The sequence below is a fragment of the Streptomyces ardesiacus genome, assembly GCF_003112575.1.
GTDB classification, from domain to species: domain Bacteria; phylum Actinomycetota; class Actinomycetes; order Streptomycetales; family Streptomycetaceae; genus Streptomyces; species Streptomyces ardesiacus.
On the sequence record NZ_BEWC01000002.1, the window covers coordinates 96677 to 112149 of the forward strand.

A 15473-nucleotide genomic window follows, 5' to 3' on the forward strand; every position below is an offset into this window, starting at 1 on the left:
CCACCGCCCGTCGGCCGTGCCGGTCCGCCGCGCACCGGCTCAGCCCGGCACCACGACCGTGCGCAGTTCCCCGTCGCCGAGGTGCAGCATGCCCTTGCCCGGTGTGACCTGGCCGCCGACCATCTGGCGCGAGATGCGCAGGCCGATGAGGTCCCCGCTGGAGGACTCCTGCGGGGAGAGCAGGATGCCGCGGCGGGCCTTCTTGGCGTCGACCTGCCAGCCGGAGAAGCCGCTGCACACGTCCTCCTCGTCACCGGCGATGACGAGGGCGAGGCCGCGTTCGGCGCCCCGGGAGACGATCTTCTTCATCTGGCTCTCCGCGTCGCAGTCCTCGAGGATCTCGCCGTCGTCGACGAGCACGGCGATGGGCTCCTCCGGGCTCGCCCCGTCGATCAGCTCCTCGAATTCGTCCTCGTCGATGTCGTCACCGGTGAAGACCTTCAGTACGCCCTCCGCGCCGTCCAGTTGACGCACCGGCGACTGGCGCGGCGCCGCCACGACCAGGCGGGTGCCCTGGGCGAGGAGGGACTGGGCGACGTTCATCAGCACCGTGGAGCGGCCCGACTTGGCCGGTCCCGCGATGACGAAGGACGGCACGCCGTCGGCGAGGTCGGGCCCGAAGCCGACGATCTCGTCGCCGCCGATGCCGATCAGCGCCCACAGCTTGGAGCGGGACGCCTCCGGGTCGCGCATCTCCCAGGCCTCCGGGAAGGAGATCCGGCTGGGCAGGCTGTCGACGCGGAACGGGCGCCGGGCCCGGGGCACGCCGGCGTCGCGTGCCGTGGCGGCCTCGCCGATCGCGGAGATCGCGGCGGCCTGGCCCTGGCCGGTGGTGTCCTCGGAGAGCAGCGCGAACTGCGTCTCCGTGCCGGCCTCGTTGCGGAAGGCGCGGCCCGGCGGGATCTCCTCGGGCACCTTGCGGGACGGGATGCCGAGCGAGGCGAAGTCGCTGCGGTCGGCCAGCCGCAGGCCGTACTTGTCCTCGGTAAGGGTCGCGATGCGGCCCACGAGCAGCGTGCGGTCACCGGTGAGGATCAGGTGGATGCCGACGCTGGCGCCCTCGCGCATCATCGTCTGCAACTCGTCGGTCAGCGACCCGTGGTCGACCTCGCCGAGGGTGGGCACCCAGCCCTCCCACCGGTCCAGGAGCACGACGATGTGCGGCAGCCGCTCCTCCTCCGTCACCGAGGCCCGTTGCTCGCCGATGTCCGCGAATCCGGCGTCGGCCAGCAGGTCCTGACGGCGCGACAGTTCGCCCTTGAGCCGGTTGACGAGCCGCACGACCCGTTCCGTCTGGTTGCGGCCCACGACCGCACCGCAGTGCGGCAGCCGGGTCAGCGCGTTCAGCGCGCCGTTGCCGCAGTCGATGCCGTACAGGTGGACGTCGGCGGTGGAGTGGGTGCGGGCCAGCGAACCCGCGATGGTGCGCAGCACCTGGGAACGGCCGCTGCGCGGGGCGCCGCCGATCATCAGGTGGCCGAAGCTCGAGAAGTCGACGACGACCGGGCGGCGGGCCTGGTCGGCGGGCAGGTCCTCGATACCGTACGGCGCGGGCGGGAGCTTGCCCGGGGCGGCGCCCACGAGGGCCGGGACCTCGATCTCGTCCAGCAGCAGCGTCTCGTCCAGGGCCGGCAGCCAGGGGCTGTGCTGGGCGGGGATGCCCATCGCCCGGTTGGCGTCCCGCACCGCGTCGACCAGCACCTTGAGGTCGGTGATCTCGTCATCCTCGCGGGACTCGGTCTTGGGCTTGGTCAGCGCCGCCCGGCCCAGGTCCTCCCAGCTCAGCGGTCCGACCCAGGGCGCGAGCGCGGCGGGGTCGGCGGCGCCGGGCCGACGTCCGCCGACGCGCCCCGACTGGAAGGGGACGAGGGAGGAGTGGCCGAGGCGCACGTAGGCACGGCCCGGGGTGTTCTTGGAGATGTGCCCGGCCTCGGGCGAGTCGATGACGTCGGACGACTCGCCGCCGTCGGTCACGCGCAGAGCGATGCGGAGGTTGGTGTTGGCGCGGATCTCGGGGGAGACGACGCCGCTGGGCCGCTGCGTGGCGAGCAGCAGGTGGATGCCGAGGGAACGCCCTCGCTGGGCGATGTTGACGAGCCCGGTCACGAAGTCGGGCAGGTCCCGCACCATGGAGGCGAACTCGTCGATGACGATGAGCAGTCGGGGCACCGGAGCGTGCGAGGGATCTCTCCTCACCAGATCCTGGTAGTCCTCGATGTCCTTGGCGTCGGCGGCGGCGAGGATGTGCTCGCGCCGCTTCAGCTCGGCCCCCAGCGACTCCAGGGCGCGCTCGACCAGGTGCGCGTCGAGGTCGGTCACCATGCCGACGGTGTGTGGCAGCTTCACGCAGTCCTTGAACGCGGAGCCGCCCTTGTAGTCGACGAGGACGAAGGTCATGTTCTCCGGCGTGTTCGCGACGGCGAGGGCCGCCACGATGGTCTGCAGCAGCTCGGACTTGCCGGAACCGGTCGTACCGGCGATGAGCCCGTGCGGACCGTCCTTGCGCATGTCGATGCCGAACGGCCCGTCGTATGACTCACCGATCACGGCCATCGTCGACTGGCCGCCCATCCGCCACCGCGCGATGATCGCGTCGGCCGTCGGCGGCTCCAGCTGGAGCACGTCGAGCAGCCGGCTGGCGCCGGGCAGTGCGGAGTCCTCGGTCTCGCCGCTGATGTCGCGCAGCGCGGACAGCGAACGCGCCAGCCGCAGGCACCAGGCGGGCGTGACGAAGTCGGGGCGCACGTCGGTGATCCGCTCGACTCCTGCCTCCTCGACCCGCAGCCGCAGCTTCTCGGCGCGGGCCCGCTGCTCGGGCTCGGCCGGGGCGTTGGTGTGCCACGCCTGGAAGGACGGAAAGCCCCCTGCGGCCTGGTGCGCGGGACGCGCCTGCTCGTCCCGTTGCTGTCCGCGCTCCTCGGCCTTGGGCTCGGCGACGACGAACGCCTGGCACTCGCCCGGCAGGAAGCGCTCCTCGGCGTCGAGACAGACCGCGAAGATCGACACGGCGGGACCTTCCCGCAACAGTCGTACGACGCCGGGCAACGACCGCAGCCTGCGCGAGCCGTCCCACACCACCACGATGTCCGGGTCGGTGAAACTGGACCCCTGGGCGCCGCCGCCCTTCTGCTCGGCGGCCTTCTTGCGGGCGTCGAGGATCTGCGTCAGCTCGCCGATGCGGGCGCCGACCGTCTCGGCGTCGGTGCCGATCAGGACGTTGACGTCCTGGCCCCCGGAGGGCCGCGCATGTGGCAGCCACCGCACCCAGTCCCATTCACGCTGCGCGGAGTTCTCGCTCAGCACGTAGAACTGCACGTCCATCGGGCTGTGCAGCGCGGCGGTCTGCGCGACGGCCCACCGCCCCAGCGAGCGCGCCGAGTCCCCGGGGCCAGCCATGCCGACGACCCCGAGGCCGCGCAGGGACAGTGCGACGGGCGCGTCCTCGATCTTCCAGGTGACCTGTCGCCGGTGGTCGTCCTGTTCGGGGTCGTCGAGCACGACTTCGGACAGCAGCCGGCCGGTCCCCACCCGCAGCAGCAGGTGGTCGCGGTCGGTCCGCCGGCGTTCCCACAGCCGGGTCCGCGGCCCGGTCGCGATGGACAGCACGACCGCCGGGTCGGGAATGGCCTGCCGCCGGTCGTCCCGCTCGGCGACCAGTGCGTCCTGCGCGTCCTTCTCGATCCGCGCCTTCTGCTCCTCGTACTCCTTGACCTGCTTGGCGTGGGACTTGCGCCCGTGCTTCTTGTCGTTGAAGTAGTTGGCGAACAGCAGGATCGGGCTGAGCCCGGCCATGATCAGGTAGTACCAGCGCTGGAACACCAGCACGGCGACCACGGCGCCCACGAGTGGTGTCAGCGCCATCAGCCAGGGCAGCGGCCGTGCCTCGTAGTCACGGGGCCGCGAGGGCAGGCGGAAGCTGGTCTGCCGCTCGGGCGGACGCAGCCGGGGCGGCCGGTTGTAGTCCAGTCCCACCCCGTCCTCGGACCACTTGAGCGCGGCGTTGGGCGGCGCGTACCGGACCAGCTCGACCAGCGAGTTGCCGACCGCTATCTGCCCTCCGAACGGCCAGTCGTCCTCGTCCCGGTCCTTGACGGACTCTCCGTCGAGGGTGACGCCCTCCTTGTCGGAGTGCACGGCGACCTTGCAGGTGCCGTCCGTGGCGACGGAGAGGGTGAGGGCACGGGCGTCGACTTCCGGGTCCTCGATGCGGACGTAGGCGGCCGGACCGCTGCCGATGTCGTACTTCCCGACGCCGAGTCGGTGCACGACCCCCGCTCCCGGACCGCCGACGACCCGCAACTCCACGAGCCCGCTGGGCTCCCCGGGCAGACATCCGGAGGGATCCTGCAGACTGACGACAGCTCCCTCGCGCAACGGCGACCCGATGACCGTGGCGGACGGATCGACGGCGTACCCGTCGACGTAGACCAGCGGCGCACCACCGGCCCCCGCCTGGCCCTGGTGCCCGATCGGAATGACCTGCGCCCCGGCGACCCCGACCTGCTTGGCCAGCTCCGCGGCGATGTCCCCGACGGTGGACTCGGGATCGGCGTCGAGCACGACGTCGGCGGTGCCACCGCCGTACGGATCGACGACGGTCAGGGTCAGTCGCACGCTTGTCCTCCCCGGGCGAGCCACTGCGGCCGCTTCCACACCACGGTTCACAGTTCAGGCGACGATATCCGCTGGGTGTCGCGGTCGGGCAACAGGGCGGTGACCGGTCGTTCCCGTTGGCAACGCAGGGCTGCGACACCAATGGCCTCCCCCGTAAGCTGCTGCCTCAAGAGCGGACGATCACACCGGTCGCCACGTGCGACCGGCCCGACCGGTGCGCCGGTTCGGTCCGCAAACGAGGAGCCACGGGGGTTGGCCCTGCGGCATTGTGAGAGGAAGCGGCTTCATGCCCAAAGACCTTGACATCACATATCAGGACATGCGGGATGCCGCCAAGCATGTCGTGAAGGAGAAGGAAAAGCTCCAGGAGAAGCTCGACGGCCTCCGCAAGTACATCGCGAACCTGGTTGAGTCGGGCTACGTCACGAAGTCCTCCTCCAAGGCCTTCGACGACAACTTCGACGAGTTCACCCGCGGTGCCAAGGACACCCTCGACGGCCTCGACGGCATGGGCGACTACCTCACCACGGCCGCCGACAAGTTCGAGCAGATCGACGACGAGCTGGCGAAGCAGGCGCGGAGCAAGTAGCGCCTCCTCGATGCCCGGCGCGCCGGCACAAGCCCCTGCGCCGGGCATCCGTCAGGACGGAGCGGCGTCGGCGGGGGCGTCAGTTGTCGGCCAGGGGCTGGCGGAGCAGATAGGTGTGGAGGCTGCTGCGAGGCTCCTCCGTGTCGAGGCGCAGCCAGGAGCCGTCCCGGTAGCGGATCAGTACCATGCGTGTGTCGAACTCGCCGTTGAAGGGGTCCACCAGCTTGGCTTCGGCCGCCGGGAGACGAGCGACGATTTCCATCCGCTTCTCCCTGCCCGTGGTGACACGCTGAGGCGGAGCCGCGAGGACGATGCCGTCCTCGGTCGCGACGACCAGTCGTTGGTGGTGGGTGGAGTTCCCGTACCAACGCAGCAGGAACTGACCCGCTGCGCCGTGCCAGTTCCCGTCGAAGACCTGGTCGAGTCCACGTTCGGCGGTGATGGCGTCGCGGCGTCTGTCATCGTCGTCCTTGACGCGCAGTCGCTCCTTCTCCTCCTTGGTGGCGAGTGCCCGCTTGAGCGCTTCCTCCGCATTGGACAGGAGGGTCAACAGCAAGACGAGGGGCGTGAACAACACGGCCAGGGCCGCCCCGACCATGCCCAACGGCCGTAGCCTTCCGGGCCGGAGCCGGGGGTTCTCCGCGGCCTCGAGCACGTCCGTCGGCGGTTGCGGGATTCTGTCGATCGTGCACCACTCGCAGGCCTCGGCGTGAACACCGAGGCGGTCCGCGATCACGCGCTGCTCGCTCCTGGATGTCACGACGCGGTCTCCTTAAGCTCTACGCGGGACGGACCCACTTTCACGAGAGCGTATCGGCTCCCAGTTGTCACGAGCAGTGTGAGCAGTAAGACCGCACCCCTACTTGGGGCATTTCGCCGATATCACCACAGAGAGGGAGAGGTCATGGGGGACCATATCAAGGCAGACCTTGCCACGATCAAGAAGTGTTCGCGGGATTTGGGTAAGATTCATGGTGAGTTCGAGCGTAACGGCAACCCCGCGGCGGAATACGGTCATGCGGTTGGTCATGGCGGGCTGAAGAACGCCTTCGAGGAATTCGGCGACACCTGGAAGAAGACGCGGAAGAAGCTCATGAAGGAACTCGAGTCGCTGGCCGAGTTCACGGCCACCGCCGCGAAGGCGTACGACCAGATAGACCAGGAACTGGCGAAGGCCATCAGGGAAGCCAAGGCCAAGAGCAAGGGGAAGAAGTGAGCAGGACCGACGCCGACTGGCCCCCGCTGTGGCACGACGACCCGACGCCCGGCGACCCGGAGGAAGTGGCTGAACTCGGTCGCAAGTTGCGCAAGATGGCCGAGATGATCGATGAGCAGTCCCGCGTCATCGACGCCCTGGCCTCCGTGGAGGGATGGGACAGTGAAGCCGGCAAGGGGTTCCATGAACTGGCCGGAGGCACCGCGGACAAGCTGAAAAAGTCTTTCGAGCGCTATGACGAGGCCGCCAAAGCCGTCGGCGAGGAGGTGAGTGAGGGCAGTTCTGACAAGTTCGCGAGTGAAATGCGGCGCGCTCAGCGGAAGGCGGACAAGGCGCTGAGCGACTATCGCGCGGCCAAGGGGGAGCACGACCTGGCCGACCGAGAAGTCAAGAAGATCACAGAGAAGCATCCCCTCGGCGACATACCCGCGGCGGAGAAGGAAGAATATGACCGGTGGGTGAAGAAACGAGCCGATGCCCTGCATGACATCGGAAGCGCACGCAAGGCAGTGAAAGACGCACGGGACATCTATGACGACGCGGGTGACAAGGCTGCTCGTCATATCAAGAACATCGTGCATCATGATTCCGTTCGAGATCCTGGCGGATTCATGAACTTCCTTGCGGACTGGGCGGACATGCTGTCGAACATCTCGGCCGTGCTGTCGGTTCTCGCAGTGATATGTGCCTTTGTTCCGCCCCTGCAGTTCCTGGTTCCCATCTTCGCCGCGCTCGCCGTACTGACCAGTGCCGCTGCTCTTGCAGGGCACGCGTACGACATGAGCGTGCGCGGGGGAAAGGTCGACTGGCTCAAGCTGGGGGCTGATGCACTCGGCGTGCTGCCCGGCCTGGGGGCTCTGAAGGGATTCCGGGCCCTCACCGGCCTCAAGGGGCTGGCGAAACTCAAGGCGTTCGGGAAACTGAAGACCTGGGGGTCCTTCAAGGGGTTGGCCGCGGTCGATGGTATTGGGCACAACTTCCTGAACGGAGTTGCGGTGTCGCTGGTCAACAAGGTACTCGGCAGGACCGCCCGAAGTGAGCTGTTGGACGGCAGGAAGATCACAGCCGTGATCAAGGGAACCGGACTCGCGAGCGCATTGAACAGGATGCTCAGTGGTGAGAACGGCGAGAGGACGGGCTACCACGGGCCAGCACCGGTCGGACCCACGCCATCGCCGTCGCCAGGTCCCGCACCGAGCGTTTCGCCGAAGGCGTTCAAGGCGGCGTTGGCCGCATAGTGAGTGAACGGTAGGGAGCCATATGGATACGGGTGAGAATCGGGACCTGGGGGAGTGGCAGTTCATAGGTCGCAGGGGCAGTGACGTCGTCACCCTGGTCGGCGGATCGGTGATCGCCGCCGTACCGGAGGCCAGGCAGGCGGCCGACAAGGCCCGGGACGAGCTTCGTTTCGACTTCTTGGACGACCACGCCGTGCTCGCGCTTCTGCGGCGGCGCCACGAAGACGAGGAGGACATGTTCAAGGCGGGGTTCGCGCAAGGCGTCCCCCTGGCGTTTGTGGGCCTGGGCGCCATCCTGTACTGGGGCGGCGTGGCACAGTATTGGGAGACGGCTGTACACCGCACTGCCTATCTGGCGGTCGCGGCGGCCGTCGTGGGCACCCAGTTCTTCTTCTTTGTGCGCAGCGCCATGGCCCTCTGGGGCGATCCGGTGCGACAGAACCTGCGGGCGAGGGCGCGAAAGTACCGCGAGATCGCCCACATCGCGCGACGACGGGGAGCCGAGATACCCCCGCACTACCCGCATTACGGACCCTACCCCTTCGCGGCGAGGTTCCGCCCGGAAGCAGACACTGCGGTACCGTCCGAGAGCCGGGGTGGAGATGAGTACTGACGCCGTCGAAGAAGACCGGCGCAGCATCACTGGAGCCGGCGGAGTGGAAGTTCGCTGGATCATGCCCGAGGGCTTCCTGGAATTGCCTTTCGAGGCGGAGGACCTGGACGAACTAGCCGAACGAATAGTCGAGTTGGCGAGACGAGCGCTCCCGGGCGCAGACGAGGAAGTGCATCGCCAATGGGCTGCCATGTGCGCCGCGAGCTACGACGACTTCATCGATGCGGGTGTGCAGTACGCGGGCTTCGTCACGACGGAGGTCGACGGAGTTCGATGTACGGCCACCGTGAACGTCAGCATCATGGATCTGGATGACAGGGCCGGCAGCAATCCCGCCGGTTTCATAGCGTCCACGCTGCGGCACTTGGAACTGGGCCAGATCGAGGAAGTGGCCTTGCCCTGTGGACCGGCCGTGCTCTGCGTCGGCAACCGATCCGCAGAGGTCGACGGCAGCCTGACGCAAACGGGACGCCCCGAGCCGATCTGGACCTCGTTCCTGCAGGTCCACATTCCACTGGTCAACGGAACCGTTGTGGTGCTGGAGATGGGCACACCGACCGTGGAGGGGTGGGACGTCTTCTCCGCCATGTTCGCCGGTGTCACCAAGAGCGTCCGCCTATTCGACGACCAGGGGGCACCCCTGGTGATGCCCGGGTGAAGGGAATGCCGGACACGGACGCCGGACCTACGGAATGCAGCCCGAGGGACTACAGACTCCTCGTCCCCCGTGAGTGGTTCCGGATCGACCTCACACGGGATCGATGGCGCACCCAGCTCAAGACGTTCGTGGATCGGCAGGCCCGGGGCAGGCAGGTCTCCGCGGAGCTGACCCGGAGCGTGTGGGCCGCCCTGCGCAATACCGCGGAAGCCGGTCGGGCGCGAGGTGCCATGGAGTTCTTCCTCCTGACAACCGCGGAGAACGGGAGTATGCCCGCCTCCCTCCTCGTCTCGTCGATGCCCATGCGCGGGATGCGGGCCGATCCGGAGAAGTATGCGGCGTGGCTGGGACTGCGCGAAGGAGAGGGGCGGGACCGAAGGGAGGTGTCGTTGGTCGCACTCGCCGCAGGGCCGGCCGTGCGGGTGGCCGGCAGCACGAAGCTTGACTTTCATGTCGGCATGCCTGGCGGAACGGGCTATCTGATCCTCAGCTTCTCGGCCCCCCTGACGGGGATGTCCGGCCCGATGGAGCAGTTGTGCAATGCGGTCGCGGGCTCCCTGCGGTGGGTCAAGTGATCGCGCCTCCTGCTCTGCCTGGCTCGCCCGGCTTCCGCGGCTCCAGTCAAGTGAGGGACCGGCGGTCAGTCGACGCCGGAGTCCCGGAGCAGGCGGCTGTACTTCGCGTACCGGCGTCGTGCGAGGGAGAGGCCCGTCAGCCACAGTCCGGCGAAGAACAGCCAGACGGCGCCGCACACCAGCGGTGACGGCCCGCTGAAGCCGATCTGGGACAGGGGGATGAGCATGGCGACCAGGAGGACCAGCAGGGCGGTCAGTCCGCGGCGCCGGTGGGTGAGGCTGTAGTCGACCATGATGCGGGCGTGCAGGAGGTCGACGTCGCGCTGCGTCTCGGGCAGTCGGCCGCCTTCCGGTGCGGTGGCGTAGTGCTGGGCGCTCCATGCCGCTCGATGCGGCGCGTCCGGCAGCCGGCGGAAGGCGAAGTACGGGTTCGGGCTGCCCTTGGGGGAGAGCGGGGACAGCCCGTCGTACCGGTATCCGTACTGCTCGGCGACGTAGGCGAAGGCGGAGAATCTGCGCCAAGACCGTTGGAGATTGCGGGCGTCGTGCCGTTCCAAGGCCTGCGAGCTGTCCCTCAACAACGCTGTCAGCTGTGGTTACGGCACCATTGCTGTCCCGGATGCGAGTCTCGGAGGGCGGGGCGGGGGCATCGGGGTGGTCGTTTGCTCATTCGGTGTCCTCGGGCGGCTCGCCGAACCGGAGCGTGCGGCCGATGTGGGCCAGGCGGGCGCTGTAGGAGTCGAGCAGGAAGACGGACGGAGTGGAGATGGTGACGTAGACGCAGTAGCTGTGCGGCGCCGGGACGATCAGTTGCAGGGCTGCCATCGGAAGGGGCGGTACGGCGATCCCGGCCTCGATGTCCGGCAGTCGGAGCGTGCGCAGGGACGTCGACATCACCCCCGGACCACACGGAAGTTTCGTGGCGAGCAGCATGTCCTGCGGGCCCTGCAAACCTTCTCCGAGCGGGAAGCTGATCTCTTCCAGACGGTCCTCGGCGACGTCGGAGAAGAACTTCTTTGCCGTTGCCTGATAGATGCCCTCGGCGGTGAACAGACGTTGGGCGGGGCTGTGCCCGCTGGGGCGGACGGTGACCGCGAGCAGGCCCATGGACAGGCGCTCCCCGCCGTCCACCTCCTCCGTGCCGACGCACATGGCGGTGAGGAGCACGTTCTCCCGGGCGCTCAACAGCGGCAGCTGGCGGCGCAGTCCCTCGCTGGCAGCGTCCCGTGCCTCCGCGTCCGCCCCCGGCAGCAGTTCCGCCATGGCCTCGCGCCAGCCGTCGGACTCCGTGGGCTCCGGGAGCCGGACGAACTCGTCCGGGACGTCGTGGTGGAAGGCGTAGTGAAAGGGAGCGGTCGTGCTGCGTTCGATGTCACCGGTCGGGCTGTGGGACAGGGTGCTCATGCGGCCACACCCACCTGCGAGGGATCGAGGTGCTTGGTGAAGGCAACGCCCGATGAGCTCAGGGCGCTCTGCGCGTCGAAGGTGGGGGACGCCGGCCCGGGTGCCATGACCTTGCCGTCGTCGGTGGCGCCGAAATAGTCCATGAACGGACCGACGACCGGAATGTCGCCGATCTTGAACTCGCCGTCCGTCCACCGGCCCTGGTCCCAGGTGCCGTTGTGCATGTTGGAGCCGATGCCCAGCGCGGCACCGGTCCACGTCGCAGCCTTGTCGACAGCGGTACCGGCGGCGACGAAGGACCATCCCTTGCCGGCCATGCCCAGACCTCGCGCGGAGTTGGCGACGCCGCTGGGAAGCCCGCGCAGGCCGTTGAGGATGTTGCCGAACCGCACGTTGCCGAGGGCCTTCATGAAGCCGGAAGACAGCCGCAGTTCGCGCCCGGCGGTGACGAGGGCGCGGCCGGACTGAGCGAGCCGTGCTCCGGCCAGGCTGAGACCACCGGCGAACACGCCGACGGCGTCCCAAGCGATGGTCTCCCACGTCACGTCGGCCCCGCCGGCCTTGGCGGCCAGGTGGAAGGCGAGCGCGAGCCCCGCGATGACGAACGCGGCCACCCCCAGGCCGGAGAAGAAGATCGCGAGAACGCCGACGACCATGGCGATGTCCGCCAGTATGTCGCCGATCAGCTTCCAGAAGTTCGGGTCCGTGATGGTGTCCCAGGCGTCCGAGAGCAGATCGCCCACCGCGTCCAGAGCCTCCTCGAACCAGCCCGGCTCTGGAGGCGCGTCGTCGGCGGCGCCCTTGACCAGGCGCGTCACGTCGGCCGCCGCCTGCCCGTGCTCGCTCTGGAGCGAGTACGCGCGGCTGCGGACCGCAGACAGCTCACCGGTGGCGGTCTCCAGGGACTGCTTGTTCTTCTTGGCCTCCTTCTCGTGCTTCTTCTCTTCCTCGTCCGACAGACCCGCGGTGGAGGAGGGCAGCGAATCCACCGCACTCTGGGCTGAGTTGACCCTGCCCACGGCCTCCGCAGCTTCTTCTTCCAGCTTCCTCGCCCTGGACTGGAATCCGTCCAGTTGCCTTTCCCAGCTACTGAGGGCCCGGTGAGCCGCGTCCAGGGACCCCAGGGCCTTCTTCAGATACGGGGGGACGGGCGCGTAGGTGTCCTGGAACACCGTGGCGGCCTTGCCCGCCCAAATGCCGTCCGCGGTTCCCATCTTGTTCAGCTCCGTCTGGGCCGTGTCGCTGCCGCTGGTGACACGGCCCACCGCCTTCACCAGATCCCGGACGGCCTCGAGATCGCCCGGTGCTGGATCGAACCCCAGATTCGGGTATTTTTCGGAACTCATCGGACTTCTCCCCGTGCTTTTGTGCTAGCTGAGCCGGTAAGTTACCAGCGGCGCCCGTATGTCACGATGGGGCCGCCCCACGTACGAGCCGAGAAGGAGGCGGTCATGGACGAACGGCATCTCCTCAACGAGCTGATGAAGGCTGTCGCGCAGGAGGCGGGCGAGTTCGTGGTCAGGCCGCATGTCCCCGGCCTGAAGAAGTTCGCGGCCTTCGCGTACGTGGCGGAGAGCTACGGATATCGCTATTCCGGACACGCCCCTGGGAACGCGGCCCTGAACAATCCCTTCTTCCTGTTCGTCCGCATGCCGGACGCCCGTGAGCGGGCCGCCGCTCTCCAGGCGGCCCCGCGGGATGCTCATGGCGGGTTCCCTCTCCCCGGCATGCGGCCGGGGCTCGGTCTCACACCTGTCCCGGAAGCGCGCCCCCACGTAGGGCTTCTCTACTCACAGATGGTCGTGGAGGCGAGTGGCCGGTACAACCCGCGAGTCCTGAGCAACATCCTCATCCTGCCGGTCGTCATGGCGATCTTCCTGATCTTCCCGGGGTACTCGGTGAAGAACGTACTCATCGCGGTGGGAATCTGGGTGGTCTTCTTCGTCTTCTACCTCGTCGGCCTCGGTGTGACGCGACAGCGTAGACGCACACATCTCGGCCGCCTGGCCGCCGCGGGCGTGCAGTGGCCGCCGCAGGTCGGGACGTGAGCGTTCACTTCTTGGCCTGCGCCGCCGATTTCTTGAGTTCGTCGTAGAGCGCCTGATCCATCTTGAGGAATTCTTCGGACGCCTTGTTGGCGAACTTGGAGACGCCCTTCGTGAGCTTCGACAACTGCCCGAATCCGTAGTCCCACGAATCGGCAAAGTCGTCGCAGGCTGACTGCAAGTCGGAGTGGCCGACCTGGCTGGAGTCCGCCCGCTTCATTTCCTGCGACGCCTCCTTCATGCGGCCGCCGCTGTTCTCGAGGGTTTTCGCCATCTCCTTGACCTCGTCGGAGAAGAATTTCAGGAAGGACATGCGTCTGCTCCGTGTGGTGTTCAGCGGTTGACCGACTGGATCTCCTGGACGGTGACGGCCTGCGCGTTCTCGAAGGTGCCGTCGGGCAGGTCGCCGCCCGCGCCGCCGGTTCCGGTCCAGGCGATGTCCCAGGTGATGGTGGCCTTGAGGCTGAAGGTGCCGTCACCCGAGGAGCGGAGGTACTTGATGCCACAGGGCGGGGTGCGGTCGGCCTTGCCCTGGGCGTAGGGCTCGCCGACGGCGCCGCCGTCGATCGTGCACTCGCCGGAAGCGGGGTAGGTCTCGGCGTCCGGGGTGCCCGGCTCCAGCTTGAGCGACACCGGCTTGGCCGTGGTCGTCGCCGACAGGTTGAGGCCGGGGGCATTGAGGGTCGCCGTGGCCTGGACCTCGTGGAAGTCGGCCTGGTCGAGCCAGGCCCAGGTCGGCAGGTTCACCTTGGTGGCTGCGGCGGGGGCGAGGGTGACCTCGGTGCCGGGGAGTTCCATGTGCTGGTAGGCGAGGGCCGCGAGTATCTCCGGGGTGATGGCTTCCTCGTACTGGGGTGGCGGGGCGTCGCCGTTGTCGACCCAGAAGGGGAGTTCGGTGCAGGAGTTCCGCTTGAGGAAGTCGGGTTCGTCGGGATTCGCGACGCCGGCCCAGAACATTCCCTCGCCGTCCTTGTCGACGTTGTAGTCCTCGTACCCGGGGTGGTCCTCCCAGCCGAATCCGTCCTCGTAATGGGACTTCGTCTGAGCGATCGCCGCACCCGGCGTCCCCGTCATACCGGGCGCGCTCGCCGCCTCCTTGATCTCGGCGGACATCTTCTTCTTGAAGTCCTCGGCACCGAGGTAGGGGGCGTACCAGCAGGGCGGCGGGGACCAGTTCACGTTCGCGGACTTCACGTTGCCGCGCCCGCCGCCGGGGGCTACGGAGCCGGAGTACTGGATGCGGGCGGCGGCGTAGATGCCGGTCTTGTCGGTGCCGCCCGACTGCTCCGTGCTGGAGCCCTCGGTATTGCTCGGCTGTTCTCCCGCGTAGGCAGGAGTCGCGAGGGAGATACTCAAGGCCAACAACAGGCCCGTCGCGCAGGTGTGAAGAGCTGCTCGTCGTGACCTGGTCACTGGCACTTGGCTGCCTTCCCCTCGACGAACACCTTCGACGCCTGCCACAGTTCATCCCCGGTGGGAACCTTGACCATGATGATCTTGAAGTAGTCGTAATCCGTGATGCTGGGTGCGCCCTTCAGGATCTTTCCGGTCTTGATCTCCTTAGAATAGAACTTGCTCGAGTCCACGCAGAAGGCGACCTCGACCGAATTCCCGTTGGGGGCGGACCGGGTGGTCGCCTGGTAGTGGCGCCGGGTGCCGGTCGATGTCCAGTCCCCTTCGAGCCTGGCGTTGATCTGCGTTCGCGCGTACTTCAGGCCGTCATCGGTGGCATAGGCGGCCAAGGATGCGTCCTTGGCCGTGCGCTTGTCGACGCCCCGATAGATCGCGCGGATGAAGTTCGCCGCATCCTCCATGGCGGCTGCTTCATTCTTGTCCTTGGGGGTCTTCCAGTCGAAGACCAAGTTCATGTCCTTGGGCAGCGACAGGTCCACACCGTCCGGCTTGTCCTCCGCCGGCGCCGTCGAGGGTGTCGCGGACTCCTTCGGGGTCTCCGTCGACTGGTCGGCCCCCGCGATCTTGTCGTTGTCGCTGGACTTGTCGTCCCCGCCCCCGCAGGCCGTCAGCAGCAGGGCTGCTGAGGCGACGAGCGCGGCAGCAACGGGCAAAGAGCGGCGCTTCACAGTGGACTCCCCGTGAGACAGAAGTGCGGTCGAGACCAACGACGGTATCCAGGGGGTTCCTGGTTTCGCCAGGGTGAATGGCCGAAGGGCCGTCAACCGTGCTAACCGAGCCGCGCCTTCACCACCGCCGACGGCAGCCTCGCGTCTCCCGCGCCCACCGCGTGCCCGCCCCGTCACCGGTCCGAGCGAAGATCATGGCACGGGTGGCCGGCTCCCTCGTGAGTGAATCGTGCAGGGGTGATGGGCGCAGCGTGACGAAGGGCACGCGGACGGCGTCCGGCTCTGGTCGTCCGTGATTCGCGCGAGCACAGTAGAGGTGGCCGCTCGGCGGGCGGTGCTCAAGGGGCCTGCCAGGGTGCGAAGTTGCAGATGAGTAATGGTGCGCGGGGTGAGGGGGCAAGGGGTGGGCGTGCCTTGAGGGGCTTATGTGCGGCTGATAC

15 protein-coding genes are annotated in these 15473 nt (G+C 67.9%); 7 read left to right on the top strand and 8 right to left on the bottom strand.

All coding sequences use genetic code 11. The annotated features are described in order from the left end of the window. Positions 1–39: 39 nt before the first annotated feature. Positions 40–4614, bottom strand: coding sequence for an FtsK/SpoIIIE domain-containing protein (locus Sdi02f_RS07345; RefSeq protein WP_108932972.1), 4575 nt, complete (start codon positions 4612–4614; stop codon positions 40–42). A 286-nt stretch (positions 4615–4900) separates the two neighbouring features. Here Sdi02f_RS07345 and Sdi02f_RS07350 point away from each other — a divergent pair, with 286 nt between their 5' ends. After that, complete coding sequence (locus Sdi02f_RS07350; RefSeq protein WP_030401685.1) at positions 4901–5203, top strand: WXG100 family type VII secretion target; 303 nt, start codon at positions 4901–4903, stop codon at positions 5201–5203. Positions 5204–5282: 79 nt separating this feature from the next. Here the strand turns inward: Sdi02f_RS07350 and Sdi02f_RS07355 are convergent, their stop codons facing one another. Continuing rightward, complete coding sequence (locus Sdi02f_RS07355; protein ID WP_053638125.1) at positions 5283–5963, bottom strand: hypothetical protein; 681 nt, start codon at positions 5961–5963, stop codon at positions 5283–5285. Between the two features lie 144 nt (positions 5964–6107). Between Sdi02f_RS07355 and Sdi02f_RS07360 the strand changes: the two genes are divergently transcribed. From Sdi02f_RS07360 to Sdi02f_RS36325, 5 genes are all read left to right on the top strand, one after another. After that, on the top strand, positions 6108–6419 hold the full coding sequence (locus Sdi02f_RS07360) for a DUF6317 family protein (protein WP_030401687.1): 312 nt from the start codon (positions 6108–6110) through the stop codon (positions 6417–6419). Next, a complete protein-coding gene (locus Sdi02f_RS07365) occupies positions 6416–7657 on the top strand; it encodes a putative T7SS-secreted protein (RefSeq protein ID WP_030401688.1) in 1242 nt (413 codons plus the stop codon). The genes Sdi02f_RS07360 and Sdi02f_RS07365 overlap by 4 nt, the downstream gene beginning before the upstream one ends. Before the next feature lie 22 nt (positions 7658–7679). Beyond that, positions 7680–8270 carry a hypothetical protein gene (locus tag Sdi02f_RS07370; RefSeq protein ID WP_030401689.1) on the top strand — a complete coding sequence of 197 codons (591 nt, stop codon included), beginning with the start codon at positions 7680–7682 and terminating at the stop codon, positions 8268–8270. Then, positions 8260–8928, top strand: coding sequence for a hypothetical protein (locus Sdi02f_RS07375; RefSeq protein ID WP_030401690.1), 669 nt, complete (start codon positions 8260–8262; stop codon positions 8926–8928). The genes Sdi02f_RS07370 and Sdi02f_RS07375 overlap by 11 nt, the downstream gene beginning before the upstream one ends. Positions 8929–9158: 230 nt before the next feature. Further along, a complete protein-coding gene (locus Sdi02f_RS36325) occupies positions 9159–9503 on the top strand; it encodes a hypothetical protein (protein WP_245962162.1) in 345 nt (114 codons plus the stop codon). A 65-nt stretch (positions 9504–9568) separates the two neighbouring features. Here the strand turns inward: Sdi02f_RS36325 and Sdi02f_RS07385 are convergent, their stop codons facing one another. From Sdi02f_RS07385 to Sdi02f_RS07395, 3 genes are all read right to left on the bottom strand, one after another. Further along, positions 9569–10060, bottom strand: coding sequence for a hypothetical protein (locus Sdi02f_RS07385; protein WP_234328434.1), 492 nt, complete (start codon positions 10058–10060; stop codon positions 9569–9571). A gap of 109 nt (positions 10061–10169) precedes the next feature. Continuing rightward, on the bottom strand, positions 10170–10907 hold the full coding sequence (locus Sdi02f_RS07390) for a hypothetical protein (protein WP_030401693.1): 738 nt from the start codon (positions 10905–10907) through the stop codon (positions 10170–10172). Then, the gene (locus Sdi02f_RS07395; protein ID WP_108932974.1) at positions 10904–12253 is read right to left on the bottom strand and encodes an AAA family ATPase; all 1350 of its coding nucleotides are present in this window, start codon (positions 12251–12253) and stop codon (positions 10904–10906) included. The genes Sdi02f_RS07390 and Sdi02f_RS07395 overlap by 4 nt, the downstream gene beginning before the upstream one ends. A 105-nt stretch (positions 12254–12358) precedes the next feature. Between Sdi02f_RS07395 and Sdi02f_RS07400 the strand changes: the two genes are divergently transcribed. Continuing rightward, the gene (locus Sdi02f_RS07400; protein ID WP_108932975.1) at positions 12359–12955 is read left to right on the top strand and encodes a hypothetical protein; all 597 of its coding nucleotides are present in this window, start codon (positions 12359–12361) and stop codon (positions 12953–12955) included. 4 nt (positions 12956–12959) lie between these two features. Here the strand turns inward: Sdi02f_RS07400 and Sdi02f_RS07405 are convergent, their stop codons facing one another. Genes Sdi02f_RS07405 through Sdi02f_RS07415 form a run of 3 tightly spaced genes read right to left on the bottom strand, consistent with a single transcriptional unit; the run spans position 12960 to position 15033 of the window. Beyond that, complete coding sequence (locus tag Sdi02f_RS07405) at positions 12960–13265, bottom strand: DUF6317 family protein (protein WP_030401696.1); 306 nt, start codon at positions 13263–13265, stop codon at positions 12960–12962. Positions 13266–13285: 20 nt separating this feature from the next. Next, entirely contained in the window at positions 13286–14314 is a 1029-nt protein-coding gene (locus Sdi02f_RS07410) for a hypothetical protein (protein ID WP_438363739.1), read from the bottom strand. Positions 14315–14361: 47 nt separating this feature from the next. Beyond that, positions 14362–15033, bottom strand: a complete 672-nt coding sequence (locus tag Sdi02f_RS07415) for a hypothetical protein (RefSeq protein ID WP_167458139.1) — start codon at positions 15031–15033, stop codon at positions 14362–14364. Between the last annotated feature and the right edge of the window lie 440 nt (positions 15034–15473).